The 14532-nt window shown below is 65.7% G+C and carries 11 protein-coding genes and 1 riboswitch; of the genes, 3 read left to right on the top strand and 8 right to left on the bottom strand.

All coding sequences use genetic code 11. The annotated features are described in order from the left end of the window. Nucleotides 1-42: 42 nt before the first annotated feature. On the top strand, nt 43-1053 hold the full coding sequence (locus OG716_RS41445) for an alpha/beta hydrolase (protein WP_405135623.1): 1011 nt from the start codon (nt 43-45) through the stop codon (nt 1051-1053). A gap of 355 nt (nt 1054-1408) precedes the next feature. Next, nucleotides 1409-2245, top strand: coding sequence for a cutinase family protein (locus OG716_RS41440; protein ID WP_405135622.1), 837 nt, complete (start codon nt 1409-1411; stop codon nt 2243-2245). 69 nt (nt 2246-2314) lie between these two features. Here OG716_RS41440 and OG716_RS41435 read toward each other — a convergent pair whose 3' ends face one another. From OG716_RS41435 to OG716_RS41425, 3 genes are read right to left on the bottom strand one after another with little or no spacing between them, the layout of a single operon-like run. Next, nucleotides 2315-3136: a YceI family protein gene (locus OG716_RS41435; RefSeq protein WP_327141237.1), complete on the bottom strand. Its 822-nt coding sequence runs from the start codon at nt 3134-3136 to the stop codon at nt 2315-2317. After that, nucleotides 3133-5832 (bottom strand): MFS transporter, encoded by a 2700-nt coding sequence (locus OG716_RS41430; RefSeq protein ID WP_405135621.1) that lies wholly within the window; start codon nt 5830-5832, stop codon nt 3133-3135. Before OG716_RS41430 ends, OG716_RS41435 begins: the two co-directional genes overlap by 4 nt. A gap of 11 nt (nt 5833-5843) precedes the next feature. After that, nucleotides 5844-6335 carry a MarR family winged helix-turn-helix transcriptional regulator gene (locus OG716_RS41425; protein ID WP_405135620.1) on the bottom strand — a complete coding sequence of 164 codons (492 nt, stop codon included), beginning with the start codon at nt 6333-6335 and terminating at the stop codon, nt 5844-5846. 519 nt (nt 6336-6854) lie between these two features. Between OG716_RS41425 and OG716_RS41420 the strand changes: the two genes are divergently transcribed. Next, nucleotides 6855-8621 (top strand): FAD-dependent oxidoreductase, encoded by a 1767-nt coding sequence (locus tag OG716_RS41420; RefSeq protein ID WP_405135619.1) that lies wholly within the window; start codon nt 6855-6857, stop codon nt 8619-8621. Between the two features lie 11 nt (nt 8622-8632). On the opposite strand, the gene OG716_RS41415 is transcribed toward OG716_RS41420, so the two are convergent. From OG716_RS41415 to OG716_RS41395, 5 genes are all read right to left on the bottom strand, one after another. Then, nucleotides 8633-9247, bottom strand: coding sequence for a TetR/AcrR family transcriptional regulator (locus OG716_RS41415; RefSeq protein WP_405135618.1), 615 nt, complete (start codon nt 9245-9247; stop codon nt 8633-8635). A gap of 134 nt (nt 9248-9381) precedes the next feature. Then, complete coding sequence (locus OG716_RS41410; protein ID WP_405135617.1) at nt 9382-10863, bottom strand: glyceraldehyde-3-phosphate dehydrogenase; 1482 nt, start codon at nt 10861-10863, stop codon at nt 9382-9384. A 471-nt stretch (nt 10864-11334) separates the two neighbouring features. Next, nucleotides 11335-12411, bottom strand: coding sequence for a HoxN/HupN/NixA family nickel/cobalt transporter (locus OG716_RS41405; protein WP_405140272.1), 1077 nt, complete (start codon nt 12409-12411; stop codon nt 11335-11337). 90 nt (nt 12412-12501) lie between these two features. Continuing rightward, nucleotides 12502-12633: riboswitch (cobalamin riboswitch) on the bottom strand. A gap of 41 nt (nt 12634-12674) precedes the next feature. After that, complete coding sequence (locus tag OG716_RS41400; RefSeq protein WP_405135616.1) at nt 12675-12914, bottom strand: hypothetical protein; 240 nt, start codon at nt 12912-12914, stop codon at nt 12675-12677. A gap of 219 nt (nt 12915-13133) precedes the next feature. After that, the gene (locus OG716_RS41395) at nt 13134-14294 is read right to left on the bottom strand and encodes a helix-turn-helix domain-containing protein (RefSeq protein WP_405135615.1); all 1161 of its coding nucleotides are present in this window, start codon (nt 14292-14294) and stop codon (nt 13134-13136) included. Between the last annotated feature and the right edge of the window lie 238 nt (nt 14295-14532).

Below are 14532 nucleotides of genomic sequence, written 5' to 3'. Positions count from 1 at the left end.
GAATTCCGTCACCATCGAAACATTCCCCCCGAGGACCATGTCTTGCTCGCGCGTAAACATGCGGTGCTGATCGCCGCTTCCGCAGTCGCCCTCTCCCTGTTGTCCGGCGCGCCGGGTTCCGTGGTTGCCGCCCACGCCGAACCGACCGTGTCGCATCTGGACCACATAGACCGCGCCGGGCAACGGCAGCAAACCTTTTACGTGTATTCGGCCGCGATGGACCGCGTGATCCCGCTGCAGGTGCTGACACCTTTCGATACGAGCGCGCCGCGCCCCACCCTCTATCTGCTGAACGGCGCGGGCGGCGGCGAGGACATCGCGAGCTGGTACAACCAGACCGATATCGTGCAGTTCTTCGCCGATAAGAACGTGAACGTCATTACTCCTGCCGCAGGGGCCTTTTCGTACTACACCGATTGGCAGCGGGACGACCCGAAACTCGGCCGCAACCAGTGGGAGACCTTCCTGACCCGCGAGCTGCCGCCGATCGTGGATGCGGCCCTGGGCGCCTCGGGCGTCAATGCGATTGCCGGTGTGTCGATGTCGGCCACCTCGGTCCTGGATCTGGCCGGTACCGCACCGGACCTCTACCGCGCCGTCGGCGCGTACAGCGGCTGCGCCTCCACCTCCGACCAGGCGGGCCGGACCTATATCCAACTGGTGATGGCACGCGCGGGCGCCGACCCCAAGAACATGTGGGGCAGCGACAGCGACCCCGCCTGGCGCGATCACGACGCACTGCTCAATGCGGATCGCCTGCGCGGCAAGGCAATCTATCTCTCCAGCTCCAGCGGCCTCCCAGGCCCCGCCGAGGCCATCGTCCCCCCGTTCACCGTCGGCCAGGCCGCCACGAAGGCGAATCAGATTCTGCTCGGCGGCCTGATCGAAGCGGCGACCAATTCCTGCACCCACCAACTCGCCGATCGACTGAACGCCCTGAATATCCCCGCCCAGGTCGAATTCCGCTCCGCCGGAACCCATACGTGGCACTACTGGGAGGACGACCTCCACAAGTCGTGGCCCCTGTTTGCGCAAGCCCTCGGCACGAACTAGCTCCGGCGGTATCCGGCCCGGCATCCAGAGCGGCACGGCGGCTCACAGACACGCGGTGTGAGATGCGGAAATGCGAGGGTCTGCGGACTTGCGGGCGAAGCGCCGACAGGACTGGGCAGTTTCTTGGTATGTTCGGCGCGGTTCTCCTCCGCTTGCCGGATATTGGCTAGAACTCGGGCAGCAGCTCTGTGCGGGGGTGTGACCGCGAGTTGCTGAACTGCCAACCTAGGTACGGTCTGAGCAAGGAGTGTGGGCCTTGTCATTTCGAACAACTCAGTCTTTCAGAACAGTATGCGCTGCCGCCGCATCGACCGTGGCCGTCGCGGCAGGTTTGCTATCGACGGCCGGCGCACCGTTGGCTGTCGCGGCGCCGGGTAATTGCCCGGACCTCAATGTGATCGCCGTGCCGGGCACCTGGGAAACCTCCCGCGACAATCCGCATCCCGGCATGCTGTCCCAGGTCACTCGCGGACTACCCGGCAATGTGCGCACCGACTACGTCAGCTACGCGGCCACCGCCCTGCCCTGGGAGGGGGAGGTCTACGGCCGTTCGAAGCGGGAGGCCGTCGCCAATGCCCGCGGCATGATCGCCGATATGGCGGCCCGCTGCAGCGCAACGCGTTTCGCACTGGTCGGCTACAGCCAGGGTGCGGACGCGGCCGGTGATCTGGCGGCGGAGATCGGCTCGGGACACGGTGTGGTGCCGCCGGAGCGAGTGGCGGCGGTCGGTCTGCTGTCGGATCCGCGGCGCGGGCCCACCGATGCGCTGATCGGCCCGCCGGTGCCCGGCGCCGGTGCGGGCGGGGCGCGGATCGGCGGCTTCGGGTTCCTGAGCCAGAATGTGCGAACCTTCTGCGCGGCGGGCGATTTGTACTGTTCAGTGCCCACCGATGATCTGGCCGGACGCTTCGCCGGATTCCTCACCCAGCTGTCCGCACCCGATCCGCTGCAGATCGGCAACTACGTGCTGACCGTCCAGTCGATTCTCGGCGAGGCGCTGCTGCCGGGCGGATCGGCCATCCTGTCGGCCTCCCCCGACGATCCCGCCGGCGAACAATGGACCCGCCAGGTGCAGGATTTCCTCTCCTCCGGTGTTCACCAGTCCTACCCGCGCTACACGGTGGATGGCAATGGCGAGACAGCGACCGCGTGGCTGCACAACTGGCTCGCGGACGTCGCCGAGCACCCCTGACAGACCGCACAAAAGCGGGGCCTGTCACCGATTCCGGTGGCAGGCCCCGCTTTTCGTGACAACGAGCGGCTAGAACGCCGGCAGTCGATCTCCTTGCACCAGCTCGATGTCGAGCTCGACCTTCACGGTGGTACCCACCGCGGCGATGCCCGCCCGGACCACAGCGTTGTAGTCGATGGCGAAATCGTCGCGGTACAGCAGGGTTTCGGCATGGAATGCCGCGCGCACCCCGCCCCACGGATCGGGACCGTGACCGCCGTAGGTGACGGCGAGATCGACCGGGCGGGTATGACCGTGCAAGGTCAGGTCGCCCGGCATCACCCAGGTGTCGGCGCCGGTGCGGCGAAAACGCTTGCCGGTGAACGTGATCACCGGAAACCGCTCGACGTCCAGGAACTCCGCCGAGCGCAGATGATCGTCCCGCATACCGATACCGGTGTCGACGGTCGCCGCCTTGATCTCGGCGTAACCCGCTGACTGCTCGAAGGTTTCGGCGATATCGAGTCGCCCGCCGACCTCGGCGAAGCGGGCCTTGATGCCCGCGATGCCGAGATGCCGCGCGGTGACGATGACCGTCGAATGCATCGGATCGATCGTCCACGGCCCCGGCGGCGGCACGGTCACCGCATTCGCCTCCGGCGCCAGCATGATCTCACCCAGCGTGCCCGTGCCCGCCGCAGAGATGCGGGCGAGCTGCGCCACCGGCTGGTGACCGGGCGCGGTGATCACCGCGGTATGCATGCCCGGAGGCAGCGGATCGGTCTCCGCCGCCCCGGTCGCACCGGCCACCGCACGGGCGAGCTGCTGCCCGGTCAGATCGGTGACGGTCAGCACCGCACCGGATACCGGCCAACCCTCCGCGCTGCGAATCTGTGCGGTCAGGCCACTCATGACAACTCCGTGGACCGTTCGGCAGCGGATTGCTCGGCACCGCGGCCGAGCTGCGCATTGTCACCGCGGCCGAGCTGCGCATTGTCACCGCGGCCGAGCTGCGCATCGTGGTCATAACCGAGTTCGACATCATGGTCGATCTCGCCGCCGGTCAGGCGCACCCGGCTGGTCACCGGCGGATATCCGCGCGCGACGACGGTGTACCCGCCCTCGACCAGATCGGGCACCGTGTAGCGGCCCTGCTCATCGGTGCGGGCGGTGCCGATCGCAGTGCCCTCATCGTCGAGCACGGTGACCGAGGCGTCCGGCACCGGTCTCCCCTGTGCCCACACCTTGCCGGTCAGCATGGCCATCGCGGTCAGTTCGAGGTCGTAGCGCAGCAGACCGCTGTCGGGCACGACCAGGGCGGCGGCGGTCGGCCGCATATGCTCGGCCGCCGCGACCAGCGTGTAGGCGCCCGACACCACGCCGAGGCAGACATATCCGCCATCGGGCCCGGTGACGGCCGCGCCGACCACTTCACCGCGCGGATCGGTCAGCGTGATCGTGGCGCCCGGCAACGGTTCTCCGCGACCGGCCGTGCGCACGGTGCCGGACAATTCGCCCGAACCCTGCAGGACCAGATCGCGATGCTGCGGGCGGCTGTCGACCGTGACGTTCACCGCGGCGGGCAGATGCCCGCCCGCCGAGACGATCAGCACATAACTGCCGGACGCGGGCGGCTCGATGGCGTAGGCGCCACCACTGTCACCGGTGGTGCGCGAAACCTGTTGCCCGCGTTGGTCGATCAGCGTGACCGCGGCATTGGGCACGGGACGGCCGTCCTCGCGCTGCACCCGTCCGCCGATCGAACGACCGCCGGTGGAGGCACTGACGACCGGCAGGGTCGCCGTCGCGGCGCCGGCCGAAACATGATGTGCGCCATAACCATTGGTACCGGCGATCGGCGCGGCGGCGGCGATGCCGTTGACCTGCGCACCGGCCTCGTAGCCGTCGGCGGTATGCCGTCCCGCGGCCGCGAGCACCGGTTCGGGCTGCGAGATCGCCTGTGCGGCGCCCTCCCAGACCTGCTCCTCGGACCACTCCGCCTCGGCGGCCTGCTCGGGATCTGCGGGCACGGGCGCGGCCGGCGCGGAATCCTGCAACGGAATCTCCTTCATGAACAGCAGCACCACGCAGGCCAGCAATGCCACACCGGCCGCAACCCAGAACACGCCGTGCATGGCATTGGTGAAGCCGATCAGGATCGGATCACGCACCTGCGCCGGAAGCGCCGCGATGCCCGCGGTATTGGACTGCACGCTGCTGAGCTTCGACGCGTCGAATCCGGGCGGCAGATGCCCGCCGAAGGCGTCGACGATCTTATTGGGCAGCAGGTTGAACAGAATCGTCAGGAAGACCGCGACACCCAGCGTGCCGCCGACCTGACGGAAGAACGTCGCCGATGCGGTCGAGACACCCATATCCGAACGCGGACCGGCATTCTGCACGGCGATGATCAGCGTCTGCATACAGCCACCGAGGCCGAGGCCGACAATGCCGCTGAAGAGCAGCGGCTGCCACAGCGCGCTGTCGTAGTGCACCGTCGCGTACAGCGCCGCACCGCAGGCGATGATGAACGTGCCCGCCACCGGCAGAATCTTGTAGCGGCCGGTGCGCTTGGTGACCTGCCCGGACGTCAGTGAGCCGATCATGATGCCCGCCACCAGCGGCAGCATCAGCAGACCCGCCTTGGTCGGCGAGAAACCACGCACCACCTGCAGGTACAGCGGGACCATGGTGATCGCGCCGAACATGGCGATACCGACGATGAAGCCGCCGACGATGCACACGGTGAAGGTCGAATTCTTGAACAGGCGCAAGGGAATCAGCGCCGCGTCCTTCATCACGTGCTCGATCCAGACGAACAGCGCCAGGCCGATGACACCGATGACGTAGCAGAGAATCGCCCGGCCCGAACCCCAGCCCCAGCCGCGACCCTGTTCGGCGACGATCAGCAGCGGCACCACGCAGATGGTCAAGGCCACCGCGCCGCCCCAGTCGACCTTCAACTGGCGGCGCTGCTGCGGCAGATTGAGCACCTTGGCGACCACGATCAGCGCGATGATGCCGACCGGCACGTTCACCAGGAACACCCAGCGCCAGCCCTCGATGCCACCGAGGTGGTCGAAGCCGGACAGCCAGCCGCCCAGCACCGGGCCGAGTACGGTGGCGATACCGAAGACCATCATGAAATAGCCCTGATACCGGGACCTTTCACGCGGCGGGACGATATCGCCGATGATGGTCATGGCCAGCGACATCAGACCGCCGGCGCCCAGGCCCTGGAATGCGCGGAATCCGGCCAGCTCGTACATGGAGGTGGCGAAGGTGCACGCCGCCGAGCCGATGACGAACAGCGCGATCGCGGTGAGGAAGAACTGCTTCCGCCCGTAGATATCGGCGAGCTTGCCGTACAGCGGGGTGCTGATGGTGGCGGTGATCAGATACGCCGTCGTAGCCCACGCCTGCTGATCGAAACCGTGCAGACTGTTCGCGATCTTGACGATCGCCACGCTCACGATGTTCTGGTCCAGCGCCGCCAGGAACATCCCCAGCAGCAGACCGGACAGGATGGTGAGGATCTGCCGGTGCGACAGTTTCGGCGGGGCTGCCGCCTGCACGTCCGGCGACGCCTCGAGAGTCGCAGATGTCATGTTTCGAAGCCCTATTTCGGATCGGTTGTCGTGGTAGTTCTTTCGATGTCGCTCACGAGTCGCTCGAGCAGTTGGGTCAGCGTCGAACGGTCGGCCGCGGACCAGTCCGCCAGGAATCCGGCGAGCCAGACATTGCGCAATCGGCGGTTCTCCGCGAAGACACGCTCCCCCTCCTCCGTGGCCTTCAGCACGCACGCGCGGCCGTCGATCGGATCGGCCCGGCGTTCGACCAGACCGTGGCCGACCAGGGTTCTGGTCTGCCGGCTGATCGTCGAGATCTCGGCGTGCAATGACTCGGCCAGTTTCCCGGTACGTTGCGGCCCGTCGTGGACCAGGCAGAACAGCACCGCGTACGCGAGTTGCTCGAGCCCGTCGGGGCCGCTCTTGATCACCCGGTGCTTGGTTCTGCCGATGGCCCGCATGAGCCGAACCAGCTGTGCGCCCAATAGATCGGCGCCCTCGAGTTCGGTCGTAGCACTGGGATCACTGGCAACATTCGCCATGATCGGCCCTTCTCTTTACCACTTATTTACTTAGCGAATACAACTACTTGCCTTCGCCAACTATACACAAAGCGAGGGCACGGTTGAAGGGGTGCCGGGCATTCGCTACGGACCCGTTCACATCATCGGATATCAAGCGTTACTCGCGAATTGAGCACCGCGGTCAGCGAGAGGCCGAAGGTGCGCCGGAAGGTCTCGCTCAGATGGGCACTTCCCCACAACTACGCCCTCATGCCCTCCCCCGACGGACGCGCGGCCCGCAGGATCATCGTCGACGCCTGCCGCGCCCCGCATCAGGCGTCTGCCATCGACCCGAAACCCAGCCCGCACAACGCCGGGCGATAACCACCGGCAACCCGAGTCGCCATTCCGGCGAGAATCGCACTTTTCTCTCGGCGCTCCTCTCGAGCGGCTGCTATTTTCACTGTGACAATGTCCCTGACATTGTCACACTGCTGCTAGCCGAACAGCGTGTGGCACAACGGCACACCGCGTTCGCGAATCGCGAGAGATACCCATATGGCTGATTCAGAGTTCTCCCGCCGGACACTCCTCCTCGGCGCGGCCGCGGGTGCGGTTGTCGCGAATACCTCGTTCCGGCGGGCGGGCGCCGCCCCACCGGGACGGCGAGTTGCGGTGCTGGGCGGGGGAATCGCGGGCCTGACCGCTGCCCACGAGCTCATCGAGCGCGGCTTCGAGGTGACCGTATACGAGCGTCGAATGCTGGGCGGGAAGGCGCGCAGTATGGACACCGATCTGCCGGTGACCGACGGCCGGCGTCCGCTTCCCGGGGAGCACGGGTTCCGGTTCTTCCCCGGCTTCTATCGCCACGTGCCGGAGACCATGCGCCGAATACCGTTCCCGGGCAATAGGAATGGCGTGTGGGACAACTTCGTGCCGGTGCTCACCGCAACGGCGGCGATCGACGGACCGAACCTGACCGCGCCGTTCGAGCTCAGCCTCGAAGCCATCGGAAAGTCCGTTGCCACACCGGAATTGCTGCTGGACACCCTGCTCGGCGGGCTCACCTACGTACCCCGGGTGCCGTATCTCGATCTGCTCGGCTTCGCGCAGCGGCTGCTGACGTATTTCACCAGTTGCGACGAGCGGCGGCTCGGGCAGTGGGAACGTATGGCGTTCATCGACTTCGCGCGAGCGCGGGGTGCGAATCCGAACTATCTGTTCGTGATCTCCACCGTCACCCGCACGCTGGTCGCGGCGAAGGAGAACCTGGCCAGCGCGAACACCATCTGCAAGGTGGCCGAATCGTTCCTGCTCACACTGATCGACCGCGGTTCCGACGGTGCGCCGGACCGGGTGTTGAATGCGCCGACCAATGAAGCCTGGATCGATCCCTGGGTGGAGTACCTGAAACAGCGCGGCGTGCGGTTCGAGGTCGGCAGCGAGGTGCAGGGACTGGAAGTCGAAGGCGGACAGATCGGTTCGGCGGTCGTGCGCTCGGCGGGTGGGGCGGCATCGCGGGTGGAGGCGGACTATTTTGTCGCCGCACTGGCCGCCGAACAGGTGGTCCGGCTGTGGAGTCCCGAAGTGCTGGCGCTGGATCCGGACCTGGAGCGGATCAGTCAGCTGTTCGTGGACTGGATGACCGGTATCCAGTTCTATCTGCGCACCGACAATCCGATCTCGGCGGGGCATATCGGTTTCATCGAATCACCGTGGCGGCTCACCGGAATCAACCAGGCACAGTTCTGGAAGGGCCGCGATATCGCACGCGATTACGGCGACGGCCAGGTCCGCGACATCCTGTCGGTCGACATCTCCGACTGGGATGCCCCCGGCATGCTGTACGGCAAGCCCGCCAAACAGTGCAGTCCAGACGAAATCGCCAGGGAGACTTGGGCTCAGATCATGAAGACGCAGTCCGGACGATTGCTGCTGCCCGACACACTGCATGACAGCGATCTGCATTCCTGGTTTCTGGACCCGGGCATTCACTGGGACCCTGCGGCCGGCGTCAACTCCAATGACGATCCGCTGCTGGTGAATACGGCCGGATCGTGGGACAACCGCCCGACCGGCGCCACCGGAATCCCGAATCTCTTTCTGGCCGGGGACTATCTGCGCACCAATGTCGATCTGGCCACTATGGAGGGCGCCAATGAGGGTGGGCGGATGGCGGCCAATGCGGTGCTCGATGCCGCGGGTTCCCCGGCCCCGCGCGCGGCGCTGTTCCCGCACGTTTCCATTGCCGAGTTCGACGGAGCGCGCGCCCTGGATCGGGACCGCTGGTTCGCCGGCCGGCCGAACCTGTTCGACCTACCGTGAATCCGATGCGCCTATCTGCGCTCATCCTCGGCGGATTGCGAAATCCCGTGCAGCACAAGTGGAACAATGGCGGCCCGCACAAACCCGCGCGCCTGCTGCGCATCCGAGAAATCCGAACCGCCCACCGGAGTGAGCAGCAGCGAATGCGCGAACCGGGCGAGCAATTCGGCCACCGGCCGCGGATCGTACCGCGCGATCACCCCGCGCTCCTGCGCCGCTGCGAGCGCCCCCGCGATGTAATCGATCCCCAGCCCGACACCGACTTCCCCACGCACCGTGTAGAACTCGAGAATCTCCTCCGGCGCAACCTCGAGCAACTGCTTCACCAGCGGATGACTACGAGTCTGCTCGATGACATAGAGCACCGTTTCCTCGATCTGAGCCGATATCCCCGCGACAGCCGCTCCGATCTCCGAAACCCCCTGCAGTACACGCTGATTCTCCCGAACCAGCACCGCATCAACCAGCTTCTCCTTACTACTGAACCGCCGGTAAATAGTCATCCGATTGACCCCGGCCCGCCGAGCGATATCATCCAAACTGCTCCGCCGAATCCCCACCTGCAATATCCGCGCCAACGCGGCATCAAGGATCTTCTCGCCGGTCTCATCACGCGCGGAATCCATGCGGCAATGCTACGTGCCCTGCCACTTCGCACACCGGCGTCCTGCGACGGTCTCCGACGTCGCAACCCTGCGACCTACCCGGTCGCCGCCGGGGCAGCACAGCGGCTGCACCGGCGCATCTTTCGGACCGCGAGCTATCCCGCGGCGGCTGTCACAGGCGTCGGGACATCGCCCGCCTGCGCGACCATCTGCGGATACGTCGGGTATTCGATGCCCGAGATGTACTGCACCGTCCGGACAACCTGGCAGGAATAGCCGAATTCGTTGTCGTACCAGAGGTAGAGGATTGCGGTGTCGCCGTCGACGATGGTGGCGTTGGCGTCGACGATGGAGGCGGCGCGGGATCCGATGAAATCGCTCGAGACCACGTCGGTGGCGGCGGTGTAGTCGAGGTTGCGGCTCAGGGGGCCGGAGAGGGAAACCTGGCGGAGGTAGTCGAGTACTTCGGTTTTGGTGACTTCGCGCTCGAGTTGCAGGTTCAGGATCGCGACCGAAACATCGGGGGTGGGAACGCGAATCGAGTTGCCGGTGATCTTGGCTTTGAAGTCCGGCATGGCCTTGGCGACGGCGGAGGCGGCGCCGGTTTCGGTCAGTACCAGGTTGAATGGGGCGGAGCGGCCGCGACGGTCGGCGGGGTGGTAGTTGTCCAGCAGGTTCTGGTCATTGGTGAACGAGTGGACCGTCTCGACGTGGCCGCGGACGATGCCGTATTCGACGTCCATCGCCTTGAGCGGCGGCACGATCGCATTGGTTGTGCACGAGGCGCAGGAGACGATCTGCTCGGAGAGATCCAGCGCGAGATGGTTGACGCCGTGCACGATATTCGGGACGTCGCCTTTACCGGGCGCGGTGAGAAGGACTTTCGCGATACCGGGGCGCAGGTGTTGCTCCAGGCCCGCACGGTCGCGCCACTTACCGGTGTTGTCGATCAGGATGGCGTTGTCGATCCCGAATTCGGTGTAGTCGATGGTCGCCGGATCATCGCTGTAGATGAACTTGATGACATTGCCGTTCGCGATGATCGCGTTATCGGCGGCGTCGACCTTGATCGTTCCGTTGAACTGCCCGTGCACCGAATCCCGGCGCAGCAGCGACGCGCGCTTGGCCAGATCGTCGGCGCCGCCCTTGCGCACCACCACGGCCCGCAGGTTCAGCCCGTTGCCGGAGCCGGTCTTCTCGATGAGCAGGCGGGTGACCAGACGGCCGATCCGCCCGAAGCCATAGAGCACCACATCCCGGGGACCCTGCGACTGCGCCTTGTTGCCGTCGGTGACATCGGCCAGCACCGCGGCGGTGAACTCCGGAATCGACAGCCCGCGGCCATCGGCGCGGTAGGCCATGACCAGGCGGCCGAGGTCGATCTTGCACGGACCCAGATCCAGCCCGCTGAGCACCTCGAGGATCGGCAGGGTCTCGTCGATCGACAGTTCCTCGCCCTCGATCTGGCGCGCGAACCGGTGCGTCCGCAGAATGCTGATCACCGATTTGTTCACCAGCGACCGGCTGTGCAGGAGGATGGTCACCCCCTTCTCGCGATAGAGCCTTCCGATAATCGGAATCATCGCCTCCGCCGAGGCTTCGTGAGCGTTCCAGCGGTCAAGATGGTCGTTAGTCAACACACGTCCTCGGGGTTTCCTAGATCTGTTCGACAGTTCGATGCTATCCAGCGGCGCGATGTCACAAAGCCCCGCTACCCCGCTGTGAGGTCGAACAGCCGCGGCCGCGCACGATCATCGGCGAATTGCCTTGGGAGGCATCGCCTGCCGTCACTGTGACGGGTACGTCACATTTGCGGCGTCCTCGCCGCGCTGGTGGCCGCGGCGGGCATCGCGGTCGAAGATCCCCAGGAACTCGCACGGCCGGCCGCCCTCGGCGCCGATGGCGTGCGGCAGCATGGTCGGAAATTCCGCCGACTGATTGGGCTCGATTTGGAGACCACATCGTCGGTGGCGGTCTCGACCAGCTGGTCGAGCGAGGTGTCCAGCGCGCGGGCGAGGGTGACGCAGGGCACGGATGCGTTTGCGCACGAGGCTGTCCAACTCACCTTTCAGGCCGTGCTCGGCTGGACCGGGCTGCGGTCCACCCCTTCAGTCCATAGGTGCTGGAGCCCAGCGCTGTTCGACCTTGGCGATGCGCCAGTAGGCCACGGCCGCGATCCAGGCCAGGACGAACAGCGCGACTATGGCGAATCCGACATTGTTGAGATCGATTCCGGCGATGGCGTCGGTGACGGGATTGCTGAAGCCCGCATCGTCGTGCAGGACGGTGATGAGTTCGATGGAGCCGATGAGCAGGGCCACCGCGATCGACAGACCGGTGATGGTCAGGTTGTAGTAGATCTTGCGGATCGGATTGGCAAAGGCCCAGTCGTAGGCCACATTCATGAACAAGCCGTCGATGGTGTCCATCAGGCTCATGCCCGAGGCGAACAGCAGCGGCAGCACCAGAATCGCGTACCACGGCAGCCCGGCGGCGGCGCCCGAACCGGCGAGAGCGAGCAGTGCGACCTCGGTGGCGGTATCGAAGCCGAGACCGAACAGCACCCCGACGGGGTACATCTGGAACGGCCGCTTCACCCCCCGCATGATCGGACCGAGCAGACGCGCCAGGAATCCGCGCGCCTGCAGCGCGGCTTCGAGTTCCGCGTGATCGAATTCGCCCTGGCGGGTCCTACGGTAGACCCGCCAGATCCCCACCAGGGCAACAATATTGACCAGCCCGATCAGGTACAGGAACGATCCGGACGCCAGGGTCGACACGATTCCCAGATTCTTCCGGGTGGGCGAATCGTCCTCGACGAGCGTGCCGACCACCCGCGCGCCCGCCACCACCAGCCCCGCCATCACGAACACGATGGTCGAATGCCCCATGGCGAACCAGAATCCGACCGCCTTGGGCCGGTGACCGTCGCCCATCATCTTGCGGGTGGTGTTGTCGATCGCGGCGATATGGTCGGCGTCGAAGGCATGCCGCAGCCCGAAGGTGTACGCGGTCAGCCCCAGGCCGACACCGAAGACCTGGGTCCCGATCTGATAGCTGTGCGGTGCGATCGCCCCGAACAGCAGCCCGAACGCCACCGCGTGCATAACGGCGACCACCCCGAGCAGCACCCCCGCCTCGACCCAGTCCCGACGGGTCCAATCGTGCAGGACATGGCGCAGCATTCGCCCACGGACAGCGGGAGTCGTGCCGGATTCCGGCGTGGGCTCGATAGCCATATGTCGCTGAAACCTTCCAGGGCAGCCGCGCCCCCGAACGTAGGGACGTGACAAGGCGAGGTCTGGCTCCCAGCCGAAACTGGACACAGTGGCGCGACCGCACCGGATTTACACCGGTTTCCCGTCCTCATCACGAGTTTCCAGCGGACTATACCGACCGGCCGAAACCCTCCAAACGGGCTGCACAGCTACCTCAGGCGCCGCCCGGCCTAATCCGAAGTCACCGCCAACTGCCCGAACCGATTCACAGCAGCATGGTGGTGCCCATCAGGGCTGGTGAGCACTACCTCCGTCGGATTGGTCAGAGCGATACAGCAGTAATTCCCCCGATCCTGCTGCACGCTGATAGACAACAACCGCTTGTTATTCGCCAGCTGCCATCCCTCCATGCTGTCGTACAGCCCCCGCATGGAAGGGTTTTCGAAGTACACAAGATTCTGCTTGTTCATATCCGGCATGACACTGCTCTCCATTCCAGCAACGGGGCAGTCCACAACACCCCTTCACCCATGGTAGAACGCCACGACAGTCGCTCTGACACAACAGATTTCACAACGGAAATCCGCCGATGATCCGCACCCACGCGGTCGCCGAAACATATCGACGACCGACAGAGCCGTGGCAAGCCTGCTGTTACACAACCGCGCGGCCGGTATATCAGGCCCGCCCTAAGTGGACGGGTAGATGTCGCGGAACGCTTCCCGAACAATGGCCGCGTCGGCTGCCCCGCGGCCTTCGATACCGGAGACCACCTCGGCCACCCGCCAGTAGTTCGACGGAACCAGACGTCCGGATTCCACAGCAGTCAGAGCCACGTCCGCGGCTTCGTCGGGCTTGTCCGCCACCACGAGGGCCAGGCCCAAATCCAGGTTCGCCGAAGCGATTCGACGTGGACGTACAAACGCAGCGCCTGCGAGATCGGCGAGAACATGCCGGGCGTAGGACTCGGCCGCAGGATCGCCGAGCCACGCCAGCGTGGTGGCGACGTAGGCATCCGACTTTGCGGGGTCATACCGGAAGTGATGCTCTGGCCGATCCGGAACGTTCAGCCCGGACACCAGCCTGGCGACTCTGCGCAACGCACCGTATGTGCCCTCGCGGTCGCCGAGCCGTGCCAGAGCGCGGCCCTCCTGAGCAGTGGCCTGTATGAACGCCGAGCTGTCGTCGGGAGCAATGACCTGCGCGGCGCGGGACAGTTCCGCCGCCACCGCGAAGCCACCTCTCGTGAGCTGTTGCCATGCCCGTGTTTCGAGGCACCACGCCGCTATCTCGCGATGCCCCGCTTCGTCTGCGAGCTTCCACGCCAGGTGACCGCGCGCCGCCGCGGCCGGCAACTCCCCCAGGTCGATATGGCAGGTGCTCGCCAGCAGCGAGAGCCAGCCGACCGTGACGAGCAGACGGCGATGCTGGGTCAGCGTCTTGCGGCTGTCCATCAGGCGTCCGGCATAGCCGAGATGCTGCCGGATACGAACCAGCAATTCACCCGGAGGAGTCGTTGGATACGCTGCCGCCAGATCGTCCACCGCCAACTCCAGGCGGTCCAGCGCATCGCCTCCGATGTCCGACAACGCAACCCGCTCAATCCATTCGGCCGCTGCTTGTTCGCCATCGGAGGGTTCGACGAACAGAGCACACCCGATCCCCAGCGCATCGGCGTAGGCACTGACATGCTCGGGCCAGACCTGACGCTGCCCCGTTTCCAGCATCCCGAGCAGCGCCTTGCTGTAGTGCGTGCGCGCCGCCAGGGCAGACAAACTAAGCCCCGCAGCCTCCCGGGCAGCCCGCAGCCGGGCACCCGAGATCGCGGAGTTCAGGTCTCCGGGGTTCATGAAAGACACGATAGGCGCGGGATGTGGTCCTTGTGGACGGTTGTGGACGGCAAGGCGGTTACCGGGCCAAACACGCACGGATAGCGTTGTTTTCGGCCCCATCGCCGTGTAGCTGCCGTGCCCCGCTCGATCCCCGGTGGTGGGTCCTCCCCAACCGCACTACCGAAGGGGCGGCTCGTGGACATCCCCACACCACACGATGATGAGGACGCTCGGATAATGGCGCTGGCTCCGGACG

The sequence above is a fragment of the Nocardia sp. NBC_01388 genome (assembly GCF_045040085.1).
Lineage (GTDB): Bacteria > Actinomycetota > Actinomycetes > Mycobacteriales > Mycobacteriaceae > Nocardia.
This window is presented reverse-complemented; position numbering and strand designations above follow the sequence as displayed.